This window comes from Paramesorhizobium salinisoli, from assembly GCF_003335045.1.
GTDB classification, from domain to species: Bacteria; Pseudomonadota; Alphaproteobacteria; order Rhizobiales; family Rhizobiaceae; genus Paramesorhizobium; species Paramesorhizobium salinisoli.
The window spans coordinates 67,857-91,817 of record NZ_QOZG01000005.1 but is presented as its reverse complement, the minus strand read 5'-3'; the positions used below and the strand labels follow the sequence as shown (position 1 = coordinate 91,817).

The 23,961-nt window shown below is 59.4% G+C and carries 22 protein-coding genes; 7 read left to right on the top strand and 15 right to left on the bottom strand.

Annotated elements, in window-relative coordinates; genetic code table 11:
• Window positions 1-2 precede the first annotated feature (2 nt).
• The 6 genes from rsmA to lptF form a co-directional block, all read right to left on the bottom strand.
• Entirely contained in the window at window positions 3-827 is an 825-nt protein-coding gene (rsmA, locus tag DUT91_RS12685; RefSeq protein ID WP_114440785.1) for a 16S rRNA (adenine(1518)-N(6)/adenine(1519)-N(6))-dimethyltransferase RsmA, read from the bottom strand.
• Complete coding sequence (gene pdxA, locus DUT91_RS12680; protein WP_114440784.1) at window positions 824-1,834, bottom strand: 4-hydroxythreonine-4-phosphate dehydrogenase PdxA; 1,011 nt, start codon at window positions 1,832-1,834, stop codon at window positions 824-826. Before pdxA ends, rsmA begins: the two co-directional genes overlap by 4 nt.
• Window positions 1,835-2,800: a SurA N-terminal domain-containing protein gene (locus DUT91_RS12675; RefSeq protein WP_245419701.1), complete on the bottom strand. Its 966-nt coding sequence runs from the start codon at window positions 2,798-2,800 to the stop codon at window positions 1,835-1,837.
• A 142-nt stretch (window positions 2,801-2,942) separates the two neighbouring features.
• Window positions 2,943-5,279, bottom strand: a complete 2,337-nt coding sequence (locus tag DUT91_RS12670; RefSeq protein ID WP_200834961.1) for an LPS-assembly protein LptD — start codon at window positions 5,277-5,279, stop codon at window positions 2,943-2,945.
• Window positions 5,279-6,367, bottom strand: a complete 1,089-nt coding sequence (lptG, locus tag DUT91_RS12665) for an LPS export ABC transporter permease LptG (RefSeq protein WP_114440782.1) — start codon at window positions 6,365-6,367, stop codon at window positions 5,279-5,281. Before lptG ends, DUT91_RS12670 begins: the two co-directional genes overlap by 1 nt.
• A complete protein-coding gene (gene lptF / locus DUT91_RS12660; protein ID WP_114440781.1) occupies window positions 6,364-7,554 on the bottom strand; it encodes an LPS export ABC transporter permease LptF in 1,191 nt (396 codons plus the stop codon). The genes lptG and lptF overlap by 4 nt, the downstream gene beginning before the upstream one ends.
• Before the next feature lie 345 nt (window positions 7,555-7,899).
• Between lptF and DUT91_RS12655 the strand changes: the two genes are divergently transcribed.
• Genes DUT91_RS12655 through DUT91_RS12645 form a run of 3 tightly spaced genes read left to right on the top strand, consistent with a single transcriptional unit; the run spans window position 7,900 to window position 10,733 of the window.
• Window positions 7,900-9,393, top strand: coding sequence for a leucyl aminopeptidase (locus DUT91_RS12655; protein ID WP_114440780.1), 1,494 nt, complete (start codon window positions 7,900-7,902; stop codon window positions 9,391-9,393).
• 36 nt (window positions 9,394-9,429) lie between these two features.
• On the top strand, window positions 9,430-9,879 hold the full coding sequence (locus DUT91_RS12650; protein WP_114440779.1) for a DNA polymerase III subunit chi: 450 nt from the start codon (window positions 9,430-9,432) through the stop codon (window positions 9,877-9,879).
• The gene (locus DUT91_RS12645; protein ID WP_114440778.1) at window positions 9,861-10,733 is read left to right on the top strand and encodes a GNAT family N-acetyltransferase; all 873 of its coding nucleotides are present in this window, start codon (window positions 9,861-9,863) and stop codon (window positions 10,731-10,733) included. Before DUT91_RS12650 ends, DUT91_RS12645 begins: the two co-directional genes overlap by 19 nt.
• A 58-nt stretch (window positions 10,734-10,791) precedes the next feature.
• On the opposite strand, the gene DUT91_RS12640 is transcribed toward DUT91_RS12645, so the two are convergent.
• Both DUT91_RS12640 and DUT91_RS12635 read right to left on the bottom strand, forming a co-directional pair.
• A complete protein-coding gene (locus tag DUT91_RS12640) occupies window positions 10,792-12,681 on the bottom strand; it encodes an ABC-F family ATP-binding cassette domain-containing protein (protein ID WP_114440777.1) in 1,890 nt (629 codons plus the stop codon).
• 81 nt (window positions 12,682-12,762) lie between these two features.
• On the bottom strand, window positions 12,763-13,275 hold the full coding sequence (locus tag DUT91_RS12635; RefSeq protein ID WP_114440776.1) for a DinB family protein: 513 nt from the start codon (window positions 13,273-13,275) through the stop codon (window positions 12,763-12,765).
• 132 nt (window positions 13,276-13,407) lie between these two features.
• On the opposite strand from DUT91_RS12635, the gene DUT91_RS12630 reads away from it, so the two are divergent.
• The 3 genes from DUT91_RS12630 to DUT91_RS12620 all read left to right on the top strand — a co-directional run bounded on the left by DUT91_RS12630 (window position 13,408) and on the right by DUT91_RS12620 (window position 16,719).
• A complete protein-coding gene (locus tag DUT91_RS12630; RefSeq protein WP_114440775.1) occupies window positions 13,408-14,097 on the top strand; it encodes a glutathione S-transferase family protein in 690 nt (229 codons plus the stop codon).
• 80 nt (window positions 14,098-14,177) lie between these two features.
• Window positions 14,178-14,600 (top strand): nucleoside-diphosphate kinase, encoded by a 423-nt coding sequence (gene ndk, locus DUT91_RS12625; protein WP_114440774.1) that lies wholly within the window; start codon window positions 14,178-14,180, stop codon window positions 14,598-14,600.
• Between the two features lie 274 nt (window positions 14,601-14,874).
• Window positions 14,875-16,719, top strand: coding sequence for a right-handed parallel beta-helix repeat-containing protein (locus tag DUT91_RS12620; protein ID WP_114440773.1), 1,845 nt, complete (start codon window positions 14,875-14,877; stop codon window positions 16,717-16,719).
• 22 nt (window positions 16,720-16,741) lie between these two features.
• On the opposite strand, the gene DUT91_RS12615 is transcribed toward DUT91_RS12620, so the two are convergent.
• From DUT91_RS12615 to DUT91_RS12590, 6 genes are all read right to left on the bottom strand, one after another.
• Entirely contained in the window at window positions 16,742-17,548 is an 807-nt protein-coding gene (locus DUT91_RS12615; protein ID WP_114440772.1) for an META domain-containing protein, read from the bottom strand.
• Window positions 17,549-17,733: 185 nt separating this feature from the next.
• Entirely contained in the window at window positions 17,734-18,204 is a 471-nt protein-coding gene (locus DUT91_RS12610; protein WP_114440771.1) for a molybdenum cofactor biosynthesis protein MoaE, read from the bottom strand.
• Between the two features lies 1 nt (window position 18,205).
• On the bottom strand, window positions 18,206-18,463 hold the full coding sequence (gene moaD / locus DUT91_RS12605; RefSeq protein ID WP_114440770.1) for a molybdopterin converting factor subunit 1: 258 nt from the start codon (window positions 18,461-18,463) through the stop codon (window positions 18,206-18,208).
• Between the two features lie 5 nt (window positions 18,464-18,468).
• The gene (gene pgsA / locus DUT91_RS12600) at window positions 18,469-19,050 is read right to left on the bottom strand and encodes a CDP-diacylglycerol--glycerol-3-phosphate 3-phosphatidyltransferase (RefSeq protein ID WP_114440769.1); all 582 of its coding nucleotides are present in this window, start codon (window positions 19,048-19,050) and stop codon (window positions 18,469-18,471) included.
• Between the two features lie 268 nt (window positions 19,051-19,318).
• A complete protein-coding gene (gene uvrC / locus DUT91_RS12595) occupies window positions 19,319-21,166 on the bottom strand; it encodes an excinuclease ABC subunit UvrC (RefSeq protein ID WP_425373795.1) in 1,848 nt (615 codons plus the stop codon).
• A 293-nt stretch (window positions 21,167-21,459) separates the two neighbouring features.
• A complete protein-coding gene (locus DUT91_RS12590) occupies window positions 21,460-22,233 on the bottom strand; it encodes an SDR family oxidoreductase (protein ID WP_114441168.1) in 774 nt (257 codons plus the stop codon).
• A gap of 367 nt (window positions 22,234-22,600) precedes the next feature.
• Here DUT91_RS12590 and DUT91_RS12585 point away from each other — a divergent pair, with 367 nt between their 5' ends.
• Window positions 22,601-23,245 carry an outer membrane protein gene (locus DUT91_RS12585; RefSeq protein ID WP_114440767.1) on the top strand — a complete coding sequence of 215 codons (645 nt, stop codon included), beginning with the start codon at window positions 22,601-22,603 and terminating at the stop codon, window positions 23,243-23,245.
• A gap of 79 nt (window positions 23,246-23,324) precedes the next feature.
• Here the strand turns inward: DUT91_RS12585 and DUT91_RS12580 are convergent, their stop codons facing one another.
• Window positions 23,325-23,921, bottom strand: coding sequence for a glutathione S-transferase family protein (locus DUT91_RS12580; RefSeq protein WP_114440766.1), 597 nt, complete (start codon window positions 23,919-23,921; stop codon window positions 23,325-23,327).
• Window positions 23,922-23,961: the final 40 nt, after the last annotated feature.

The following is a 23,961-nucleotide window of genomic DNA, read 5'->3' as shown; positions in this document are numbered from 1 at the left end:
GCCTAAATCGCGTTTGCGAGCGCGACGAACTCTTCGATATCAAGCGTCTCCGCCCGGCGCGTCGGGTCGATGCCGACTTTTTCCAGCAGGGCTTCGCCGCCGAGCGATTTGATGCTCTGGCGCAGCATCTTGCGCCGCTGGCCGAAGGCCGCCTGCGTTACCCGGCCGAGGCTCGCGGCATCGCAGGCCAGCGGTTCGGCGCGTGGCACGATATGGACCACTGACGAGGTGATCTTGGGCGGCGGCGTGAAAGCCTGCGGCGGCACGTCGAAGGCGATCTTCGCCTCGCTCCGCCACCCGGCGAGGACACCAAGCCGACCATAGGCCTCGCTGCCGGGACGTGCGACGATGCGCTCAGCCACTTCGCGCTGGAACATCAGCGTCATCGAGGCGTAGAAGGGCGGCCAGGGCTCGCTCAAAAGCCAGTTCACCAGCAATTGCGTTCCGACATTGTAGGGCAGGTTGGCGATGATGCGCGGCTTGCTCCCATTGCCGGCAAGCGCGGAGAAATCCTGCTCCAGCGCGTCGCCGGATATGATCGTCAGCCGTCCCGGATAATGCGAAGCGATCTCGTCCAGCGCCGGCAGGCAGCGCTCGTCGCGCTCTATTGCCGTCACCAACGCTCCTTGCGCCAGCAGCGCACGCGTCAACCCGCCTGGCCCCGGGCCGACCTCGATCACCGGCTGGTCCTTGAGATCGCCTGCCTGTCGCGCGATCTTCGCGGTCAGATTGAGGTCGAACAGAAAATTTTGGCCGAGCGACTTCTTGGCCATCAGCTGATGGCGCTCCATGACGTCGCGAAGCGGAGGCAGGCTATCGATGCTCATGCCTTGTTTCGTGCATTGTCGGCCAGACGACGCGCCAGCAGCAAGGCTGCGACAAGGCTGTCGGGCCGGGCAATGCCCTTGCCGGATATATCGAAGGCCGTGCCATGGTCGGGCGAGGTCCGGATGAAGGGCAGTCCGAGTGTGACGTTGACCGTTTCGTCGAAGGCGAGCGCCTTGGCGGGGATCAGCGCCTGATCGTGATACATGCAGATCCCCGCGTCATAGGTGGCGCGAGCGCGCGCATGGAACATTGTGTCGGCGGGAAGCGGACCGCGCGCGGCGATACCTTCCGCAGCCAGCGCCTCGATGGCGGGACGAATGACGGCATCGTCTTCCCAGCCAAGCGCGCCGCCTTCGCCCGCATGCGGGTTGAGGCCCGATATGGCAAGTCGCGGCTCGGCGATGCCGAAATTTTCCCTCAGCGCGCGGGCAGTAATGCGAGATACCGCGATGATTTCATCGCTCGTGAGCGCGCCCGGCACCTCGGCAAGCGGAATATGGATCGTCACGGGCACAGCGCGCAGTTCCGGCCCGGCCAGCATCATCACAGGCCTGAACGCGGTCTTCATGCGCTCCTCGGCAAGGGCCGCAAGGAATTCCGTATGCCCAGGATGGGAAAACCCCGCCTCGTAAAGCGGCTTCTTGGCAATCGGACACGTGACAACCGCCGCGGCCCGTCCATCGAAAGTGAAGCCAACCGCCCGTTCGATGGCCTCGATCGTACCCACCGCATTTTTCGCAAGCGGTATGCCCGGACTGTCGATCTGGCGGTTTTTCAGCGGCACAATGGGCAGAAAATCAGGAAAAAGCAGTGCGGCTTCGCCGGGTTCGCAGATCTTCAAGGCAATCGTCTCGCCAAGGTTCCTCGCCCGCGCCGAGATCAGATCCGGATCGGCGATGAGGAAGAACGCCGGCACGCCGACCGTCTTGCGCAATTTCCATGCGGCAATGGCTATTTCCGGACCGATGCCTGAGGGATCACCGCCGCTGACGGCCAGCGGCAGCATTTAGCGGTTGACGATGCGGGCTTTCTCCCGCAACTCCTTAAGATATTTCTCGCTGATTTCTTCGGCTTTCTGCTCGCCGCCCTGCTTCTTTTCCGCGTCTTCCATCGAGAAGACCAATTGGGCAACGCGATCGTCCGACACCTGTCGCGTCGAACAGACGGCCAGGAATTCGACGCCCTTCTCGGTGTCGTGGATCGGAGTCGTCTGGCCGACCCCAGTCTTCTTGACATCGTCAGCCCAATCGCCCGGCAGCCGTGGCTCGATGATACGGCCGAGATCGCGGACCGTCACGTCGATCATGCCCTTGGCAAGCTGGCGCGTGGTGTTGCAGTTCTGGAAACGCGAGCGGAAGGCGTTTGCTTCCTGCCGGCGCTTGCCAATGATGGCATTGCGCTTGTCGGCGGGAATGACGAAAATCACCTGCTGCAGGATATATTCCGTAGCGCTAGGCTTGGCGCCGCCCTGCTGACGCATGCGCTGCACGGCATCCTGTTCGCTTATCATGCCGGTCTCGCGCATCCGGGAACTCAGAACCCGGTTCCAGCCCATCTGCACCATGATGAAGGTTTTGAAATGCTCGGGCGTGACGCCCGCCTTGTTGAGGACTTCGGAAAGCTGCGTCGTCGTCAGCTTGTTGCGCGAGGCAAATCCGGCAAATGCCTGGTCGATTTCCTTGTCGGAGATGGTGACATTGCGGCGCTTCATCTCCATGCGCTTCAGCATGTCGTCCGTCAGCTCTTCGCGGGCCATCTGCGTGAGATTGCCCTTCTTGCGCTGCAGCTTGAGAAATGCTGCGCGCCGCTGAATATCGTAGCTGGTGATCGGATTGCTATCGACCAGCACCTTGATTTCGTCCGCTGCGGCAGGATGCAGCATAGCTTCACCGCCGAGGATCGCAAAGCACATGCTGGTTGCCAGCATCGCAGCGAAAAGTCGCTTGCTTGGTTTCCGCCTGCTCAATTCCATTCTGTCTCTTCCCGATTTTTGGAAGCATTATGGCGAAATAGCCAGTAAACTTCAAATCGCTCGCATTTTTCAGGCGAGTTCCTGCATCTATAAGTGGCTTAGTACGGCGAAACGATGACCTCGGCTGGCCTCCAATGGCATCCTAGTTCGCAAATTGCGACGAACTGGTCCCCAAATCGCCCAGCGTACGGAACGAGATGTTGAAGCCGACCCCGTGCGAGGCTTCGGTTTCGCCGGGGTTGCGTGTCTGCACATAGGTCATCGCATAGGTGAAGCATTCATCATCATATGCCAAGCCGGATGATGCGCGCACGAGCGTCTCCGAAACGATGTCATAAGTGCCTGATCCGAAGACGCGCCAATTGTCTGTCACCTTGGTCGAGCCAGAGAGCGAGACTTCCTGGCGATCATAGGCATAACCATATGCGGGCTGGGCGTCGATGAACGCATATCGCATTGAAAGGCTGACGCGCTTCCAGTTCTGCTGCGCCTCCAGTTCGCCCCGGCGTACCTCGAAGCTCTCTTCATCGAAGCGTCCGCGCGCCGCAAGGGAAAGGCCCTTCGAATTCGACAGGCCAATCATCGCGACATAATCCGAGCGCGCCGTCTCCAGGCCGGATTCGGCGCCAACATTGACGAAATCGCTTTCGGCGAAGGAGTTCACGCCGCCCAGCTGAAAGGATTGGCCGGCCAGGCCGTAGACAGCCCAGTCATTGCCGAAATTGCCGGAATAGCGGACGCCGAGATTGGCGCGGTGGCCGCCCTCGACGCGGTCGTAGCCGGAGAATTTGTCGCGCTGGAACAGCGACGTCGCATCGAAGACGAAGCTCTGTGCATCCTCGTTTGGAAGTTGGCCCGCATAGCGCTCATTGTTGCGCAGGAAGACCTGCGCCATGGGCTCGATGATATGGGTCGTGCTCGTTGTCGAGAACAGGATGGGCCAGCGCATTTCAAGCCCGGCCGTCGCCATGGCGCGGAAGGCTTCGGAACGAACGACATCGCCGGTGCCGATCGGATCGAAATCGCTGTTGACCCCGATGCCGTCGCCGCGCAGCGCCAGAAGCGGCGTGATGACCAACCCACCGGGCGAGATGAAGGTGCGCTTCCATTCCGCTTCGCCGGTCAGCCGGCCGCTACTGCCTCCCAGACCCGGAATACGCGGGTATGTGCCTGTCGAATATTGGGTGTTTTCACGGTAGATGCCCTGCACATTCATATCGAAGTTCAGTTCACCGCCATAGACCGGATTGGGCGCCGTGTAGGAGTAATCGATGCTTGGCAGCACCCAGGGCTGTTTCGAATTAACCTCCCATTCGCTGTCGGGCAACACGCTTTCCTGCACGTTGAACTTGTAGAAATGCAGGTCGAAATAGTTCCGGTCGTTCAAGCCGGTCAGATAGATTTCGGACCTCAGCGTCTGCTGGGTATAATTCTGCAGACTATATGTACGGCTGAAATTCTTGTCCGACTGAGCAATGACATCCCAGCCGAAAGTCCAGCGCGGGTTGATCTCGAACTTGCCTTTTGACGCAATCATCCCGCGATCGGTATTCTCCCGATCGACGGTAGCCAGGTCGAATTCACCTGGCTTCATCTGATGGATGCCGGCGGCGCGCAAATTATAGGTGCCGTTCTCCAGCCGGTGGCGCCATTCCACCTCTGTCAGGAAGCCTTGTTGGGTGTAGGCGGTATTGGAAAGGGTCACATCGTAATTGGGGGCAAGATTCCAGAAATAGGAGTTGCGAATGCCGAAGCCCAACTCGTCCTTGTAGGCGAAACCAGGGAACAGAAAGCCGCTCTTGCGCTTGACCGTCGGGTCAGCCATCTCGAAGGCCGGGAGATAGGCGAGCGGCATGCCGAACATCTCGAACCGGCCGCGCTCGAAGCGCACGGTTTTCGTGGTGCCGTTCCAGATGATCTTGCGCGCCTTGATCTGCCACAGCACCGGCTTGTCCGGATTTTTTTTGCAGGGTTCGCAGGCGGTGTAGACGCCGTTGTTGAAAGTCGTGATTTCGCCGTTGCTGCGCTCAGCGCTTTCGGCGGCGAATCGGGTGTTGTCCACCGTTTCGACGCGCAGGCTGTTGACGAAGCCTTCGCGGAAATCGTCGGTGATATCCATCTTGTCGGAGTAGATGCGGTTACCGTCGCGCTCGACGATCTCGACATTGCCCTCGGCGGTCATCCGGTTGGTGCGCTGATTATAGGTCACCTTCCGGGCGACAAGGTGATTCCCGTCATAATCGATCTGTACATTGCCCTGAGCCGTGACCGTTTGCGCATCGTTGTCATAGACGAGTTCATTCGCCTGCAACACCATCTTGGCATTGGGGTCGGTCTTGAACGAGCTCGATAGCTCGCTCTGCGTCTGCGCATGCGAGACGGATAGGGCAGGGGTCATCAGGACGCACGCCAACGCTGTCCCGCGCAAAAACCACGCGAGCCGCGCCGGTAACACCGTGCGGGCTTTACTCAATCCCACTAACCATCCTCCTTGTGCAGTAAAAAGGAGACCCCAAAAAACATTGCAATCACGACGGGGACCCAGGCTGCCACGAAGGGTGGCACGAATCCGGCGGTCCCGAACGCCTTGACCAGAACAGTCACGACATAAAGCACGAACCCGGCGAGGACGCCACCCAGAATCATCGTTCCGGATTGGCCAAACCTCACAAATTTCAACGACACTGTTGCAGCAATGAGCGTCATCGCCATCAACAGGGCCGGCAATGCCAGAAGGGACTGAAACTGCATGTCGAAAGCATTGGCGGAATAGCCGAATGATTTGGCGACTTCGATTTTGCGGCGCAACTCGAAAAACGGGATAGTTTGCGGCGCGGCAAGCTTTTCTTCAACGAATTCAGGGCGCAATTGAGTGGCGATCCGCATGGAGGGAATGTTGATCGGCTCCTGGGCCAATGCGAACCGCCTGACATCGTTGAGCTGCCAATAACCGTTTTCCAGTTGCGCCGTCTTCGCGTCGAATCGCTCCTTGATCGTCTTGTCGCTGCCCAGCACGATGAACGTCGCATCCACCAGCGTTGCGCCACGGTCGAGGATGCTCTTGGCGCCGATGATCGTCTCGCCGTCGTCGGTCTTCTGGCGCAGCCAGGGCACGCGCAATGCAGAAACATCGTTGACCTTGCCGCTGGTCCAGGACGACTGGATTTCCTCGGCCTTGGAGAAGCCGTAGGCCGCAAGCGGGTTGAGCAGGAAAATAGTCGCCAGTCCGAAGAGAAACGCGCCGAAACATGCGGGCAGGAGAAACTGCCAGGCCGATACGCCGACCGAACGCGCCACCACAAGCTCATATTTGCGGTTGAGCGAGATCAGCGTGGACATGGCCGAAAACAATGCCACGAACGGAATCATCTCTTGCATGATGAAGGGTATGCGCATGGCCGAGATGCCGAGCGCCCCCCATACGGTATAATCGGGCAGCGCCGAGAGCTTGCCGGCATTTTCGGTGAAGTCGAGCAGCAGCGCCAACGCGAAAATTCCCAGGAGGAAATACAGCGTGATCTTCACATAGCGCATGAAAAAGTAGCGTCCGAGGGTCCAGCCGATCATGCATCGCCTCCCGTCCGGTTGTGGTGCAGGCCCGGCAGCCGCAAACGGCGCAGCGCGTCGAAGCGGTCCTGCATCATGTCGAACCATCCGGCAGGCAGCGACAATCGCCGGCCCGTCGCGAGCATGTAGATCGCAATCAGGCTGACCACGAGCGGAATCGCATAGAGGAGGTAGACGAAATCGGCACTTTTATCGGCGCGCTCGCCAGCGAAATATCCCGCCCAATAGACGGCGAGCGACAAGGTGATCGCAGTAAAGGACGCGGAGATCCGCGCCTCGCGATACGAACGCGAATCGCCGGCCACCGCAAGGGCTATCAAAGCGAAGACAAGCGGATAGAGCCATTCGGTCAGGCGCTTGTGCAACTCCGCCGTGAAGCGCAGCGGTTTTGACTGGAACTGCGGATCGTTTGGATCGGGATGCAGCAGATAGCTGAGCGGTCTGTCCTTGGCGTAGATGATCTTCTCGTCGGCTGCTGCTGCGAATTCGCTCAAGTCGAACGCGTAGGTGTTGAACTTGATGATCGAGACATTGCCCGTCTTGACGTCGCGCCGCTCGACCTCGCCGTTCTGCATCAGGAGCACGTCCGTCTTGCCGGTATTGGCGACCACGCCGTCCACGGCATAATAGATGAGATCGACATTGGGATCGCGCGAATCGGCGATGAACAGCCCGCCGATCCGCCCGTCATCCTTGCGTTCGGCGATCTGCACATAGAGATTGTCGCCGAGTTGCCGGAACGTGCCCTCCTGGATGACAACGTTGATGAGATCGGCGCTCGCATTGGCGAGCATTTCGCGCATATTCAGCCGGGCATAGGGATCGACGAAGTTTGCGATCACGAACGACGTGACGGAAATGACCAGCGCAAACAGCAGGATCGGCCTGAGCACCGCCGAGCGCGGGCTTCCGGCGGCGTTGATGACGACCAGCTCGGAATCCTGGTTCATCGTCGAAAGCGTCTGGGTGATCGCGATGACCAGCGCAAACGGCATGACCAGCGGTATGACCGACGGGAGCAGCAGCGAACTGAACTGTACGATCGTCTGGAAGGTCTGGCCGCTCGTGGTCAGGAAATTGATGCGCTGCAGGACCTGCACCGTCCATGTAATGCCGACCGCCGCCGAGAGGACGGCAAAGAACATGAGTGCGACGCGGCGCAGGATGTATAACTCGATCAACCGCATTTAGGAGTTACATCCTGATCCTGTTTTACTGGTGGCATATCTCGTCCTTGCGCACGGATATGTCCCATTTTAATAAGCTATGCTACCCGCCCTTGGCTAAAAATGGGCGAAGAAACACGGTAAACAAATTACTAAAACGTGATCGACACGTTCCGGAGCGCTGCGCGTCCCGTTGGATGCGCAAAGGACGCTTTGACATTTTTGACTGCTACACGATTTCTCAAATCAATTCCGATTTAAGGAATTATGCAGTAGGTCTTGCCGTTTCGCCACGTTCGGCTCACATGAAAGAGACAAATTCGCGACTCTCCTTGCATATTACCATGCCTCACTTCCGGAGTTATCATGTCCAAACGTCCTTCCATCGGCTTTTCCGAGTTTTCCACCCCTGAAAAGGGTCTTGCCATCATCCTGGTCACCAAAGATGGCAAATTTGCCCGGGAAGCCGAAGCTGCGGTCAGTGCCTCGCTGATCACCCGGCTGATCGAAGTAACCGATTTCAAGGGAAAACTGGGCGCAACAGCCGAAACAATGACGCCCGAGGACACTGGTGTCGATCGGGTGGTGCTGGTCGGCGTTGGCGACCCGGCAAAGCTCGGCCATGATGACTGGATCAGGATCGGCGGCGCCGCTTATTCCAAGATCGGCCACGCTGGCACGGTTTCCGTGACACTCGCCCTGCCGGAGGTGCCGATTTCAGCGGACAACGCCGCCGACTTTGCCTTGGGGCTGATGCTGCGCGGCTACAGGTTCGACAAGTACAAGACCAAGAAGAACGACGACAACGGAAACGAGCCCAAGAGCGGGGCAAAGATCACTCTGCAGACCGATGACCCCTCTGCCGCCAAAAAGGCCTTTGGCGATGCGGAAGCCGTCGCTGGTGGCGTCAAGCTCGCGCGCGACCTGGTCAACGAGCCGGCGAATGTCATGGGGCCTGTTGAATTCGCTGAAGAGGCGGTCAGGCTCGAGAAGCTCGGCGTCAAGGTCGAGATCCTCACGGAAAAGGAATTGAAGAAGCTCGGCATGGGCGCGCTGCTCGGCGTGGCGCAGGGCTCCGTCCGTCCGCCGCGCGTCGCCATCATGGAATGGAACGGCGGAAAGAATAAGGAAAAGCCCGTCGCCTTCATCGGCAAGGGCGTTGTCTTCGATACCGGCGGCATCTCGATCAAGCCGGCGGCGGGTATGGAGGACATGAAGGGCGACATGGGTGGCGCGGCCGCGGTCACGGGCCTCATCCATGCGCTTGCCGCGCGCAAGGCCAAGGTCAACGCCATCGGCATTATCGGACTTGCCGAGAACATGCCTGACGGCAACGCGCAGCGTCCGGGCGATATCGTCACCTCGATGTCGGGCCAGACGATCGAAGTGCTCAACACCGACGCGGAGGGACGGCTGGTCCTCGCCGATGTGCTCTGGTACGCCAATGACCGTTTCAAGCCGCGTTTCATGGTCGATCTCGCAACCCTGACCGGCGCGGTCATGGTTGCGCTCGGCCAGTATCATGCAGGCCTCTTCTCCAACGACGATGATCTGGCTGGCCAGCTTTATGAGGCAGGCCAGGCGACGGGTGAAAAGCTCTGGCGGCTGCCGCTCGGCTCCGAATATGACAAGCTGATCGATTCCAAGAACGCCGACATGAAGAACATCGGCGGACGCAATGGCGGCGCGATTACCGCTGCGCAATTCCTCAAGCGCTTCGTCGGCGATACGCCATGGGCGCATCTCGACGTGGCGGGAACCGCCATCGGCGCGCCCAACAACGAATACAGCCAGTCCTGGGCCTCGGGCTTCGGCGTGCGGTTGCTGGACAGGTTGGTGCAGGATAATTTTGAGGGGTGAGACGCGAGCGCTTCCATCTGCATAGGAACCGCCCCCATGGCTGAAATCCTGTTCTACCATCTGACCGAGTCGACGCTGGAGGAGGCGTTGCCCGGTCTCGTGGAGCGTTCGCTTTCGCGCGGGTGGCGGGTGGTGATCCAGACCGCTACCGACGAGCGCCGCGATGCGCTGGACAACCATTTGTGGACATGGTCCGACGCGTCGTTCCTGGCGCATGGGACGGACAGGGAACCATACCCGGCCGAGCAACCGGTCATTCTCACCACAACGGACGCCAACCCCAATAACGCGACGGTGCGCTTCATCGTCGAAGGGGCCGAGATCAGCCGGGCAGGGGATTATGAGCGTATCGTCGTCATGTTCGACGGGCACGATCAAGATCAACTTGAGCGGGCGCGAAGCCAGTGGAAAACGCTGAAAGCCGAGCAGCACGATCTGACCTACTGGCAGCAGACGTCTGACAGAAAATGGGAACGCAAGGCGTGACGCCGCCTGACATTCGAAATGACATTCGAAACGCCCGGCGCGACGAGCTCGATACAATCATCGATTGGGCGGCTCGCGAGGGCTGGAACCCCGGTATCGAGGATGCCCCGGCCTTCTGGGCGGCGGACCCTGGCGGTTATCATGTTGCCGAGGTCGGCGGTGCGCTTGCAGCCGCCATTTCGCTGGTGCGCTACGATGAAAATTATGCCTTCCTCGGCTTCTACATGGCGCATCCGGATTTCCGCGGGCAGGGCATCGGCTTTGCCCTGTGGCAAGCGGCGATAAGACAGGGAAAAGGCCGCACGATCGGCCTCGATGGCGTCGTCGCCCAACAGGACAACTATCGCAGATCGGGCTTCGCCTATGCCCATGCCAATTTCCGCTATGGCGGCGATGTCGCATGTGATGAGCCGGCCGGCGACAATCTTGTCCCGGTCAAGCCGGCGCTTCTGCCGATGCTTCTCGATTATGACAGGCAGTTCAATCCGGCCCCCCGCGGAGGCTTCCTCAGCGAATGGCTCAAGCCTGCCGAAACGCGCCTAAGTTTCGCACTGATCGACAATTCGGCTATTGCCGGCTTCGCAACCATCCGCGCCTGCCGCGAGGGCTTCAAAATCGGGCCGCTATTCGCCGATAACGAAGCCGGAGCCGACCTGCTTTTCCGCAAGCTCGTCGCAAGCATCGGCGGCGGACTGATCCTTCTCGACATGCCCGGGCCGAACAAATCAGCCGAAAAACTCTGCGAACGCTACGGGATGAAGCCCGTCTTCGAGACAGCCCGCATGTATCGCGGCGCGACGCCGAACCTGCCGCTGGATCGTCTCTACGGGATCACCACATTCGAGCTTGGGTAAAGCAGTTCATTTCAGGGGCGCTGCACCGGCGTTTCCACAAGGCAGAACCCGCCCCCGATCACTCAGCCATCGCCTCTTCATATTCAGTGGAAAGTGCCATCCAGGCTTCTTCAGCCTTGGCGAGTTCCGCCTTCGCCTTGGCGATATCGCGCGTGATCGTGGTGACTTTGGATGCGTCCTCAGCATAAAGCTCGGGATCGTCGAGTTGCGCCTGCAATTCCCCGATCTTTTTCGTCAGCTTTTGGACCACGGCCTCGGCGTCGTTGATCTTCTTCTTCAGCGGCTTCAGCGTCTCCCGCTTCTGCACGGCAAGGCGGCGTTGGTCGGCCTTGGAAATCTTCGGCCCCTGATTGGCTGATTTCGCACCCCCGCCGCCGGAACGGCTGTCGGCCAGCACCAGCGAGCGGTAATCCTCCAGATCGCCGTCATAGGGCTTTACCTCGCCGCCGCGCACCAGCCAAAGCCGGTCCATGGTCGCTTCGATCAGGTGCCTATCATGCGCGATGAGGATGACCGCGCCGTTGAAGCCGTTGAGCGCGTAGACCAGTTCCTCGCGGCTGTCGATGTCGAGATGGTTGGTCGGCTCGTCGAGAATCAGCAGGTTAGGTCCGTGGAAGGTTGCAAGCCCCATCAGCAGGCGCGCCTTCTCGCCGCCGGAAAGGTCCTTGGCCGGCGTCATCATCTTTTCGGTGGAAAGCCCCATCCGTGCCACGCGCGAACGCACCTTCGCTTCCGGCTGGTCAGGCATCAGCTTGCGCACATGCTCGATGGCGTTGTGCTCCGGCACAAGGTCGTCGAGCTGGTGCTGCGCGAAGAAGGAGACCTTCAGGTTTGGCGAAATCGTCAACTGGCCCGTCTCGGGTTTGAGCCTGCCGCCCAGCAGCTTGGCAAGCGTCGATTTGCCGTTGCCGTTCGAGCCGAGCAGCGCGATGCGGTCGTCATTGTCGATGCGTAGGGACAGATCGCGCAGGACCGGCTTCCCCGGGGTATAGCCGACATCGGCGCTTTCGAGCGCGATGATCGGCGAGGCGGCTTTTTTCTCCGCATCGGGAAACGTGAATGGCTGGACGTGATCGTCGATATGGGCGGCGATAGGCTTCAGCTTCTGCAACGCCTTCAAGCGCGACTGCGCCTGGCGCGCCTTGGAAGCCTTGGCGCGGAAGCGCTCGACAAAGGCCTCCATGTGCTCGCGCTGCTTTTCCTGCTTGACGCGCTGTTTCTGCTGCAGTTCGATCATCTCGGAACGTTGGCGCTCGAACTGATCATAGCCGCCGCGCCAGAAGGTGAGCTTCCTCTGGTCGAGATGCATGATCGAATTGACGGCGGAGTTGAGCAGGTCGCGATCATGGCTGATAAGGATGACGGTGTGCGGATAGCGCCGTACGTAATCCTCAAGCCACAGCGTGCCTTCCAGATCGAGATAATTGGTCGGCTCGTCGAGCAGCAGCAGGTCCGGCTCGGAAAAAAGCACGGCGGCAAGCGCCACGCGCATCCGCCAGCCGCCGGAGAACGACGAGGCCGGGCGCCGCTGCGCCTCGGCGTCGAAACCCAGGCCGGAGAGGATCGCGCCTGCGCGCGCTTCCGCCGAATGCGCATCGATATCGGCAAGGCGCATGTGGATATCGCCGATGCGGTGCGGATCGGTGGCGGTCTCGGCTTCCTCAAGCAGCGCCGTGCGCTCCTTGTCGGCCTTGAGCACGATCTCGATCAGCGGTTCTTCCGTTCCGGGCGCTTCCTGCGCCACCTGGCCGATGCGCGTGTTCTTGGGCAGCGAGAAATCGCCGGTCTCCGGCGCAAGCTCGCCGGTGATGACGCGGAAGAGGGTGGATTTGCCCGTGCCATTGCGGCCGACAAAGCCGGTCTTCGACCCGGAAGGCAGCGTGACGCTGGCGTGGTCGATCAAAAGGCGTCCGGCCATACGCACGGAAATGTCGTTCAATATAAGCATGACCGGGCTTTTGCACGGGAAGCGCCCATTTCGCAAGATGTAGATGGCCCCGCTCGATGGAAAAGCGCGGCTGGGGGCAGGTCAGGCGAACATGCGTCCCGTTTCCGTCCTCTGAAACTGGATGAGATCGAGCGACGGCACGTCCTGCCCCAGGGCGGTCAGCATGGCATGCACCTGTCCGCGGTGATGGGTCTGGTGATTGAAGAAGTGCGAGAGCGCCGGCGCCAGCCTCTGGCTGACGGTACGCACATCGGTGGCGGTGATATAGGTGAAGCGCCCGGTGAACGCCCTGTCGTCCAGACTGCCGACGAAGGCAATGATGCGGCGGTCTTCGGCTTCCCGGGCGGAGCGCAGCGCGGCCAATTGCTGGAAAAGAATGGCGTCGAGGGTTTTCGGATGGTCGCCCTCGGCGGTAAAGCGCTTCATCCAGATGCGGTCTGCGACCATGATATGGTTCAGCGTCCCATGGACGGATTTGAAGAACGCGCCCATGTCGCGCCGGTAATCATCATCGGAAAGTTTCGCCGCGACATCGTAGACGAGACCGTTCGCCCAGCTGTTGTAGGCGGCAAACATCTGGAAGTGGCGACGCATCGATGATTCCTTTAAGGATGTGTAACTCTAAGCGTGAATGCTTGTTGTGTGATGCAATTCATGAAATCTGCTGATGATATTCCAGCTTGCAATCTCTTCGGGACGATATCAGTCAGAATCGGGAGTTTATCAATGACGCGTGTCCTCTATACCCTTTGCGGCAAGGATGAGAACCGGCCGTTTTCTCCGCATTGCTGGAAGGTGGCGCTGGCACTTGCTCACAAGGGGCTGGATTTCGTCGAGCGACCTTATCCCTTCACCTCTATTCCCGGCATCGAGGATGGTTTCTCGAAGACCGTTCCCATTCTCCGGGACGGCGACCGCCTGGTCCGCGACAGCTTCGAAATCGCGCTTTACCTGGAGGAGGCATATCCGGATCGGCCGGCATTGTTCGCAGGCGAGGGGGGCAAGGCGCTCTCGCGCTTCGTCGAGAGCTTTTCGCAGATGATCGTCCACATGCCGGTCACGAAGATGGCGATCATGCACATCCACGACATGCTGGATGAAACAGACCAGGCCTATTTCCGTACGAGCCGGTTTGAGCGTCTCGGCAAGCCGATCGAGGAATTGGCGGCGGAAGGTGAGGCGGAAAGGGCCGCTTTCGCATCAAGGCTTGAGCCCGTGCGCCGCACGCTGCATTTCCAGCCCTTCCTCGGGGGTGACGGTCCGCTGTTCGCCGACTATATCCTGTTCGGCGCGCTGCAGTGGATGCGGGTGACGGCTGGTCCGCCGCCGCTTTCGCAGGACGATTCCGTCCTGCATTGGTTTGAACGCTGCCTCGACCTTTATGATGGCCTCGGACGACGTGTGACGGCAGCGTGAAATTGCCTGAGCCCCCTTGTTTCCTAAGGCCCGGGCGGGTAAACACCGCCCACTTCCCTGGAACATAAGGATTTTGGACGATGGCGATTGAACGCACGTTTTCGATGATCAAGCCCGATGCGACCAAGCGCAACCTGACCGGCGCGATTACCCAGAAGTTTGAAGAGGCCGGCCTGCGCGTCGTTGCTTCCAAGCGCGTCTGGATGAGCCGCCGCGAAGCCGAAGGCTTCTATGCCGTCCACAAGGAACGCCCGTTCTTCGGCGAACTGGTGGAATCCATGACCTCGGGCCCGACGGTCGTACAGGTTCTGGAAGGTGAAAACGCCATTGCCAGGAACCGCGAAATCATGGGCGCCACCAATCCCGAGGCTGCTGCCGAGGGCACCATCCGCAAGACCTTCGCGCTTTCGATCGGCGAGAATTCCGTCCACGGCTCGGACGCTCCTGAAACTGCCGCTCAGGAAATCGCCTATTGGTTCGCCGGCACCGAAATCGTCGGCTGATTTCCCGACATTGACTGAACGCCCAGGCCCGCCACTCAGGCGGGCCTGAAACCCGAAGACGAGATCCAGAATCGCCATTGTCTTCGCCCGCCGATGCGCAGCACGCGTGCGCCATGCCCCTGAAAGCCGCAGACGCCTCGTCCGGCTTGGCCGCAGGCGGGGTGTCGAAGACTTGCGAAACTCCCCCCTTTCTATGGATTATGAACAGAGAAAATAGTGTTCTTGCACGCCGGAAGGAGCCAGAAATCGATTCTGGAGCCGGGGAGGAGGCTTCATGCAGTTCGATAAATCGCTCTCACCAGCATCATTGGGCGCTATCGGCATCGCTTTCGCCATTTTCCTCCCGATCGATGAGGCGAAGGCAGTGGCGGTTGGCTCAGCTCCGGATTGCAGAGTGATGCAGGCCAATCAGACGCAGCAGTTCGAAACAACGGTGACTGAAGCAGCAAATGCTGCTGTCATCTGGGCGGTCGATGGCGTCAGGGGTGGAGCGCCTGAGATTGGCACTATCACGGAGCAGGGACTGTATACCGCACCTGCCAATATGGACGAGGCGGTGAAAGTCACTGTCACCGGGATCTCCGCCGGGGATGAAGCCGAGGCCACGGCCATTCGGATATGTAACGAAAAATATTCGCGTCCCGGCCATACTTATTATGTCGCCACGACAGGCTCGAACGACAATCCGGGCACTGCCCGCTCGCCCTGGCGCAGCATTCAACATGCCGTTGACCATGTACAGGCAGGCGACACGATCCTCGTTCGCGGCGGGATATACAATGAAACGGTGACCGTCACGGCGTCGGGTTCCGCCGCAGATGGCTTCATTACGCTGATGGAGCATCCGGGCGAGAACGCCATCATCGACGGGAGCGGACTGGTGAAGGACCGTCAGGGCATGCGGGGCCTCATCACGCTCAACAATGTCAGCTATATCAGGATAAAAGGTTTCGAAATCCGGAACTACAAATCCGCTTCCGAATTCATTGTCGTCGGGGTGCTGGTGCAGGGAACCGGAGAGCGCATCGAAATCCGAAACAATGACATCCATGCCATCGAGGCGAACAATTTGCCTGCAAATGGCAATGCGAACGCTCTGGGGATAGCCGTCTACGGTACGACGGCTACACCGATCCGCAATGTCATCATTGACGGAAATGAGCTTCATGCGTTGAAGACGGGCTTGAGTGAATCCCTGACGGTCAGCGGCAATGTCGAGGGTTGGCAAATCACGAACAATGCGGTCCATGACAATAATTTCATCGGGATCGATGCTATCGGGTATTTCGAGAACGGCGAGGATTATGACCGGGCCCGCAACGGCTGGATTGCCGGTAATGTCGTGTCCGATCTTTCTGTGGCCGGGAACCAGGCAATAAATTTTCCCGCGGCCGCAATCGGGATCTATGTGGATGGCGGCCAGAACATTACGATCGAGCGCAATCAGGTTGAAGCCGCTGACGGTGGAATCTGGCTGCTAAGCGAGCATCACGGGAAGAATGCCAGCAACGTCACCGTCCGCAACAATCTGATCCGCTTCAATCAGAATGCCGGCATTCTGGTTGGCGGATATAGTGCGACTGAATCCGGAGGTGCGGAAAATATCGCGATCGTCAACAATACCCTCTACGACAACAATGTTCGCAAAACATCGGAAATAAACGCAGGGGAACTGCAGTTCGGGTTCAATACGAGCAATATAAATGTTCAAAACAACATTTTCCATGCGGGCGAGAAGGGCTACGCGATCGTGAAATTTTCACCCGCGGACACCAGCCCGATCTCTCTTGGTTATAACATCTATTATACGACGTCCGGGGGAGCTCATACGCGGTGGTTCTGGATCGATAAGAACTACTACAACGACGGCAGCACGGCCAATGACTTCAGTGCCTTCAAGGCCGCGAGCGGGGACGGCAATACCAGCATTGTGGACGATCCGGACTTTATGGACGCGGCCAAACTGGATTTGCGTCTGGCAGCCGGTTCTCCCGGGATCGACAGCGGCCATTTCGCCGACCCTCTAGGCATCCCTGCCGTCGGCGTCATCGACTACGCAAAAAATCTTCGCGTAATCGGAAGCACTATTGACCGTGGTGCATATGAGCACGCGCAATAAGCCGATAGATCCGGCCTTTATCTCAGCCATTCTGCGTAAATCGCAGGATCTCTTTCCCTTCGCCATCGAGCAGGAGCAGCTTGCCCAGGTCGAGCCGGTATGACTGCGTCTTGCCCAACGCATCGAAGAACTTGCTTTCCTGGTTCATCAGCGCCGGCGGGCATTGCATATAGGTCGAGCCTACCTCGGCGAAGGAAAGCGTGTCGGCCGCCACGGACGCTTTGGTGAAATAGCGGTTGCAGCCGCTCGAGCCGCTTACCTCGCCATCGTCGCCGATCGTCAGGGTCGTCTGGGCGTTATCGACCACGCCGGCGCCGTAGATATCCTCCACGAGCCATGTGGAATTCTCGATTGGGTATTCCTGTGCCGTATCGGCATCCTTGCGCACGACGACGACGTTGATGTTGACCGGCTGTTGCAGCCGCTGGGGATCGACGCTGTATTCCTGATCGTTGACGAACCAGAGCGTATCGCCGGCGGCGATGCGGGCTTGCAGCACATATCGATGGCCAGGGAGGATGTCTTCGCTGGCGAAGTCGAGAGAGAAGGGGATCGACGATTCAGCACCGATCGGCGAAACCCGCGCCTCGGCCAGGATTTTCGCAGCGGCATCGGCAACCGAGACATCGGCCAGTTGCACATGAAGATTGGCTTCAGGCGGCAGCGCGACCTTCGCCTGGTAGACGACATTGCCAAAGATGGTCTTCTCAGCCGCAACGCCCGAAGTCGGAAGCGATGCCGTGACCAGCAAGGCGAAGCCGGCGAGTAAGCCAGTCCCCGCCATTGCCGCCCCCATGATCGAAATCCATCCTGACCGGATGCGCTGCATAAATCTTTTTCCCATTATTATTGTTTGTTTTGGCCGATATTGTTTTGTTCTTCGAATGGCGCAGAACCGACTGCCGCAGGGCGCGATTCTCACCTACATGGAATGGTAAATGTTCATGTGGAAATTGTGACATTGCAAGTTTTAGGTAAAGTTTTAGGTAATTTCTTGCCTGTTATCCGGTGTTTTCATCGGGCCCAGCGGGATTTTGAATCGTCATCGGCCGCCTTGGCCTCGACCCACTCGCCTTCTCTGCCGTCGCGGCGGTGTTCCTTCTTCCAGAATGGGGCGCTGGTCTTCAGGAAATCCATCAGAAAGGATGCGGCATCGAACGCAGCCCGGCGATGCGCCGAGGCGGTCACGACAAGAACGATGTTTTCGCCGGGCAATATCTTTCCGTGGCGATGAATGATCCGCAGCCCGGAAAGCGGCCATCGTTGCATGGCTTCCGCCGCGATCCGTCCGATCTCCGCCTCGGCCATATCAGGGTAGTGCTCAAGCTCCAGCGCGGCGAGGGTAGCACTTTCGTCGCGGCAAAGCCCGCTGAACGTCACCACCGCGCCGATATCGGTTCGCCCTGCGGTCAGCGCGTCGATCTCGCGCGCAATGTTGAAATCCTCGCGCCGGACGCTGATATGCGGAACGACGGGGGCACTCATCTCACCCTCCGGTCATAGGGGGGAAAAGCGCGATCTCGCGTGCGCCGGCGATCGCCTCGCCATGATCGACATGCTCGTGATTGATGGCGACGCGGATGACATCGGGATATTCGAGCGCCGCCTCATATTCCTCGCCACGCGTCTTCAGATGGCGGAGAAGCTCACCCACTGTACGGATATCGGCCGGAAGCTCGATCTCCTCTTCCGGCTTGCCGATGCGCTCGCGCACCCATGCGAAATAAACGAGTTTGGTTGTCATTTGCCTCAATCGATCACATGTTTCAGTCCGGCCCGGAAATAATCCCAGCCAGTATAAAGCGTCACGAGCGCCGATATCCAGAGAAGCGTGATGCCGATTTCGGTCGTGTGGGGAAGAAACTTGTCGCCTGCATGGCCGGCGAGCAGGAAACCCACCGCGACCATCTGCATGGTTGTCTTCCATTTTGAAAGCGTGCTGACCGGTACGCTGACTTTCAGCTCGGCCAGATATTCGCGCAGGCCCGAGACCAGGATCTCGCGGCACAGGATGATGATCGCGGCCCAGAGCGTCCATCCGGCGATCGTGCGATCTGCCGCGAGCAGCAGAAGGCAGGCCGAGACGAGAAGCTTGTCGGCAATCGGATCCAGCATCCGGCCGATGGTGGAGGTCTGCTTCCATATCCGCGCGAGATAGCCGTCGAAGAAATCCGTGATGCTGGCGAAGGCGAATATTGCAAGCGCCGTCCAGCGCGCGCCGTCGCTGGATTTCAGGCTTCCCTCGACAAAAAAGCACAAAACCACCAGTGGAACCGCAAGAATGCGCCCATAGGTGAGCATATTTGGCAAGGATAGGGCATTTTTACGCATTTAGGCTGATCTCCCGCCGCACGATTCCTTATCGCAATCGATTAAGGAGAAATCATGCAGCAATTCAAAAAGATACAGCGTCCTTTGCCTGTTCGGAAGGCGCGCGGCGCTGTAATGTGAACACATCAACAGAGATATGGGCAAAAAATCAACACCTTGCTCCGACGCCTTGGGTCGCAATGCCGTGTGATGTTCATTGCTCGTCATGAATGTGATATTCATTGCTCATCATGAATGTGATATTCATTGCTCATCATGAATGCGATATTCATTGCTCATCATGAAAATGATCGCGTATGGCCCGGGCCATGGCTTCCGAAATGCCGTCCACCTGCATCAGATCCTTGATCGCGGCGCGGGAAATCGCCTTGGCGGTACCGAACTGGTGCAGAAGCGCGCGCTTGCGCGCCGGCCCGATGCCGGCGATCTCGTCGAGCGGGTTTCTGATCATCTCCTTCTTGCGCCGGGCGCGGTGCGTGCCGATGGCGAAACGGTGTGCTTCGTCGCGTAGCCGCTGAATGAAATAGAGCACCGGATCGCGCGGCGGCAGGGTGAAGGCCGGCTTGCCCTCGACGAAGAAGCGTTCGCGCCCCGCATCGCGGTCGACGCCCTTGGCGATGCCGATCGAGGTGACGAGGTGACCGATGCCCAGTTCCGCCAGAATGCCGCGTACCGCGCCGACCTGTCCCTGGCCGCCGTCGATGAAGATGAGATCGGGCCAGGCAGGGAAGCCTTCGCCGGACACATCCATATCCCCAGCTATATCCTCCGCGCCTTCCGCCTCCGCCGTTTGTCGCTCGGCGGGCATGCCGTGTTCCTTCACCAGCCTTGCAAAGCGTCGCCCTATCACCTCGCGCATCATGCCGAAATCGTCTCCGGGCGTGATATCCTCGGAGCGGATGTTGAATTTCCGGTACTGGTTTTTGACGAAACCCTCCGGTCCGGCAACGATCATGCCGCCGACGGCATTGGTGCCCATGATATGCGAATTGTCATAGACCTCGATGCGGCGCGGCACGCGCGAAAGGCCGAATGTTTCGGCAAGCCCCTTGAGCAGCCGCGTCTGTGACGACGTTTCGGCAAGCCGGCGGCCAAGCGATTCCCGCGCGTTGGTCAGCGCATGGTCGACGAGGAACTTTTTCTCGCCGCGCTGCGGCACATTGACCTGAACCCGGTGTCCGGCCCGTGTCGAAAGCGCCTCGGATAGAAGTTCCTGGTCCTCGACTTTTTCCGACAGGAGCACGAGTTTGGGGCAGGGCTTGTCGTCGTAGAACTGCCCCAGAAATGCGCCCAGCACTTCCTCGCCCGACAGCGATGCATCCGCCTTGGGGAAATAGGCGCGATTGCCCCAGTTCTGGCCGGTCCTGAAGAAGAAGACCTGGATGCAGGTCATGCCGCCTTCCTGGTGGATGGCGAAGACGTCGGCCTCTTCAACGGTCTGCGGGTTGATGCCCTGATGGCTCTGCACATGCGAAAGCGCCGCAAGACGGTCGCGATAGACGGCGGCGCGTTCGAAATCGAGTTGTTCGGATGCTTCGCCCATCGCCTGCGAAAGATGCGCCTTCACCGCTTGGCTCTTGCCCGAAAGGAAAGCCTTCGCCTCATCGACCAGCCCCGCATAATCCTCGTCGCTGATTTCGCGTGTGCATGGTCCGGAGCAGCGCTTGATCTGGTAGAGCAGGCAGGGACGCGTGCGGGTTTCGAACACCGAATCGGTGCAGGTGCGCAGCAGGAAGGCGCGCTGAAGCGCATTGATGGTCCGCCCAACCGCACCGGCCGAAGCGAACGGCCCGAAATATTCGCCTTTGCGCGAGCGTGCCCCGCGATGCTTGAAGATCCCAGGCGCGCGGTGATCGCCCGTCATCAGGATATAGGGAAACGACTTGTCGTCTCGCATCAGCACGTTGAAACGCGGACGCAGGCGCTTGATGAGGTTTGCCTCGAGCAGCAGCGCCTCGGTTTCCGTGCGGGTGACGACAAATTCCATCGTCGTCGTTTCGCGAATCATCCGCGCGATGCGGTTGGTATGCCCGCCAAGCCGCGCGTAGTTCGAAACGCGCTTCTTCAGGCTGCGCGCCTTGCCGACATAAAGCACGTCGCCATCACGGTTGAACATGCGATAGACGCCTGGACGGTTGGGCAGGCGCTTGACGAACGCGTTGATGATGTCCGCGCCGCTTAAGTCTGCAATCGCGGCGTCCTGTTCTTCCAGTGCGGAATCCCATTTGATGGCATCGGTAAGGGCGGAGCCGCGCGACGCGACCGCTTCCTCCAGGTCGAGCGCCTCGTCCTCCGCTTCCATCTCGTTTCCGGGTTCGATTTCATCCATGATGAAACCGGCGACATCATCCTGTCCGCCATCCTCGGCAGGCCGGTGATCCCCGGGCGTTCCTTGTTTCTTCGTGCCGTTCATTCGGAAATTCCTGAGATATCCGATGTCTCCCACGCCAGATGTTGCCCGCCATCGAGCGCGAGCATCTGGCCGGTCACTGATTTCATCTCCCAGAGATAACGAATCGTAAGGCCGAATTCGGACAGGGCAGGCCCTTTCCCCAGAAGAAGCGCATCAACCTGCCGCTGGAAGTCGCGGGGATCTTGCCGCTCGCTCGGCAGCGACGGGCCGGGACCGATCGCGTTGACGCGAATGCGTGGGGCCAGCGCCTGCGCCAGCGTACGGGTCGCGCTCCATAGCGCGGATTTCGAAAGCGTATAGGAGAAGAACCGCGGGTTGGTCTTCCAGACGCGCTGGTCGATCATGTTGACGATCAGCCCGTCTTCGCCCTCGGGCAGCGCGTCCGCCATGCTCTGCGCGAGGAACACCGGCGCCTTGAGATGCAGAGCGAAATGCCCTTCCCAGGTCTCGTCGGCAAGGCCGCCGATGTGATCTTCGACGAAGATGGAGGCATTGTTGACCAGAAGCCTGATCGGCCCGAGTTTGGCCTGTGCCATGCCGATCAGATCGCGCAGGGCTTGCGGATCGCGGAGATCGGCCTGAACCGCCACTGCCCGTCCGCCACCCGCCTCAATCTTTTCGGCAAGCGATTCGGCTTCTGTCATGGAGCCGTTGCAGTGGATTGCTACAGCGAAGCCGTGGGCTGCGAGGTCCTCGACGATTGCTTTGCCGATACGTTTGCCGCCACCGGTGACGAGGGCCACAGGTTTTGCAACAGACGCGTCGGGCATTTCGAAATTCACGGTAAACGATTCCTTTCTGGCGTAATTGCCCCATGTGATGCCATCCTATGGCGCAAAATGCAGCCGGGATTTGATTGAAAACCGGCGCCCGGCCCAAGAATGCTGACAAAAGCCGGCCCGGGCTTTTCATCGCCGGCCCAACGGTCCCTATATAGGCCTCCGTTCGGTTTGTTGCCATATTGCAACATCGCAATTCCGCCATCTTCTCGACAGGTTCTTTCCACGGATACGCACATGTCGCGCCGCAATTGGGCACGATGTTCCGCCCTGTAACAACGCGTTCTCAGCGAGGCCACATCCTCTCTCCCAAGTCTGGAAAACGCGTCCGATTGTAAAATAAGTAAGGAGACTGCGCATGCGCACTCTAAAGACACTCATCCTCGCTACGGCTGCGCTGCTGCCGCTTTCCATTTCTGCAATGGCTGCTGACGCGATCGTCGAACAGCCGCCGGAACCAGCTGCTCCGGTTGAAATGGCTCCCCAGTATACCTGGGCTGGCGGTTATACCGGTCTTTACGGTGGCTACGGCTGGGGCAAGTTCGGCACCGACTCCGTTGGCGAGATCAAGGACAATAGCGGCAAGGCAGGTGCCTATGCCGGCTGGAACTTCCAGAACGGCAACATCGTCTATGGTGCTGAAGGCGATGCCGGCTACTCCTGGCTGAAGGAAGAGAAGAACGGTCTCGAAGCCAAGCAGGGCTTCGAAGGTTCACTGCGCGCCCGTCTCGGCTACGCCATGGACCCGGCTCTTCTCTACGTCACGGGTGGTGTCGCCGGTTCGAAGGTCGAGCTGGATGACGGCATCAACAAGGATGACAAGTTCCGCGCTGGTTGGACTGTCGGTGCGGGCGCCGAAGCCTTCATCACGCAGAACATCGTTGGCCGCGTCGAATATCGCTATACCGATTTCGGCAAGAAGGACTACGATCTGGGCGGCACCGCGGTCGAAAACGACCTGAAGACCCACGACATCCGTCTTGGTGTTGGCTACAAGTTCTAATTCTCCCAAGATGGAACACGGAAAAGCCGGGCAATTTGCCCGGCTTTTTTTGTTGTCTGGCGTTGTGTAGGGTCAGTCTCTATTTCGGCAGCAATGCCGCTAGCTCGGGATGCAACTCCCCGAATCGCTTGAGCCAGCGCTTCAGCTTCGGCCGGCCCTTTTCCCACTGTCCTTCGAAACGCAGGTTGAGATAGCCGAGTGTCGCCGCAAGCGCGATATGGCCTGCATGCAGTTTGGCGCTGACGCGCGGCGGCGCCTCGTTGAGGACGTCCAGCGCCCGCTCGGCCTTGCGCCATTGCATGTCGAGCCAGGGCTGGTGGATCTTTTCCGCCGGATGATAGCGGCGCTCATAGACATGCGCCAGCAGCGCATCGCACAGGCCGTCCGCCAGTGATTCCAGCCTTTCCGCGTCGAGCCGCTTCTCGGCATTGCGCGGGAAAAGCTTGTTGCCGGACACGCGGTTCAGATGTTGCGTGATGACGCGGCTGTCGAAGACGGTCTTGCCGTCGTCGGTGATCAAGGTCGGAATCTTCCCCAGTGGGTTGGAGGATATCAGAATTTCCGGTTCGTCATTGGTATTGATGCTCACTGCCTCGACAGGAATGCCGGCATAGTGCGCCGCCATCAGGACCTTGGCGCTGTAGGGGGAGGCGGAGGCATAAAGGATTTTTGTCATGAAACCGGAAGCTCCTGGAATTATTTCAATGGGGAAACGC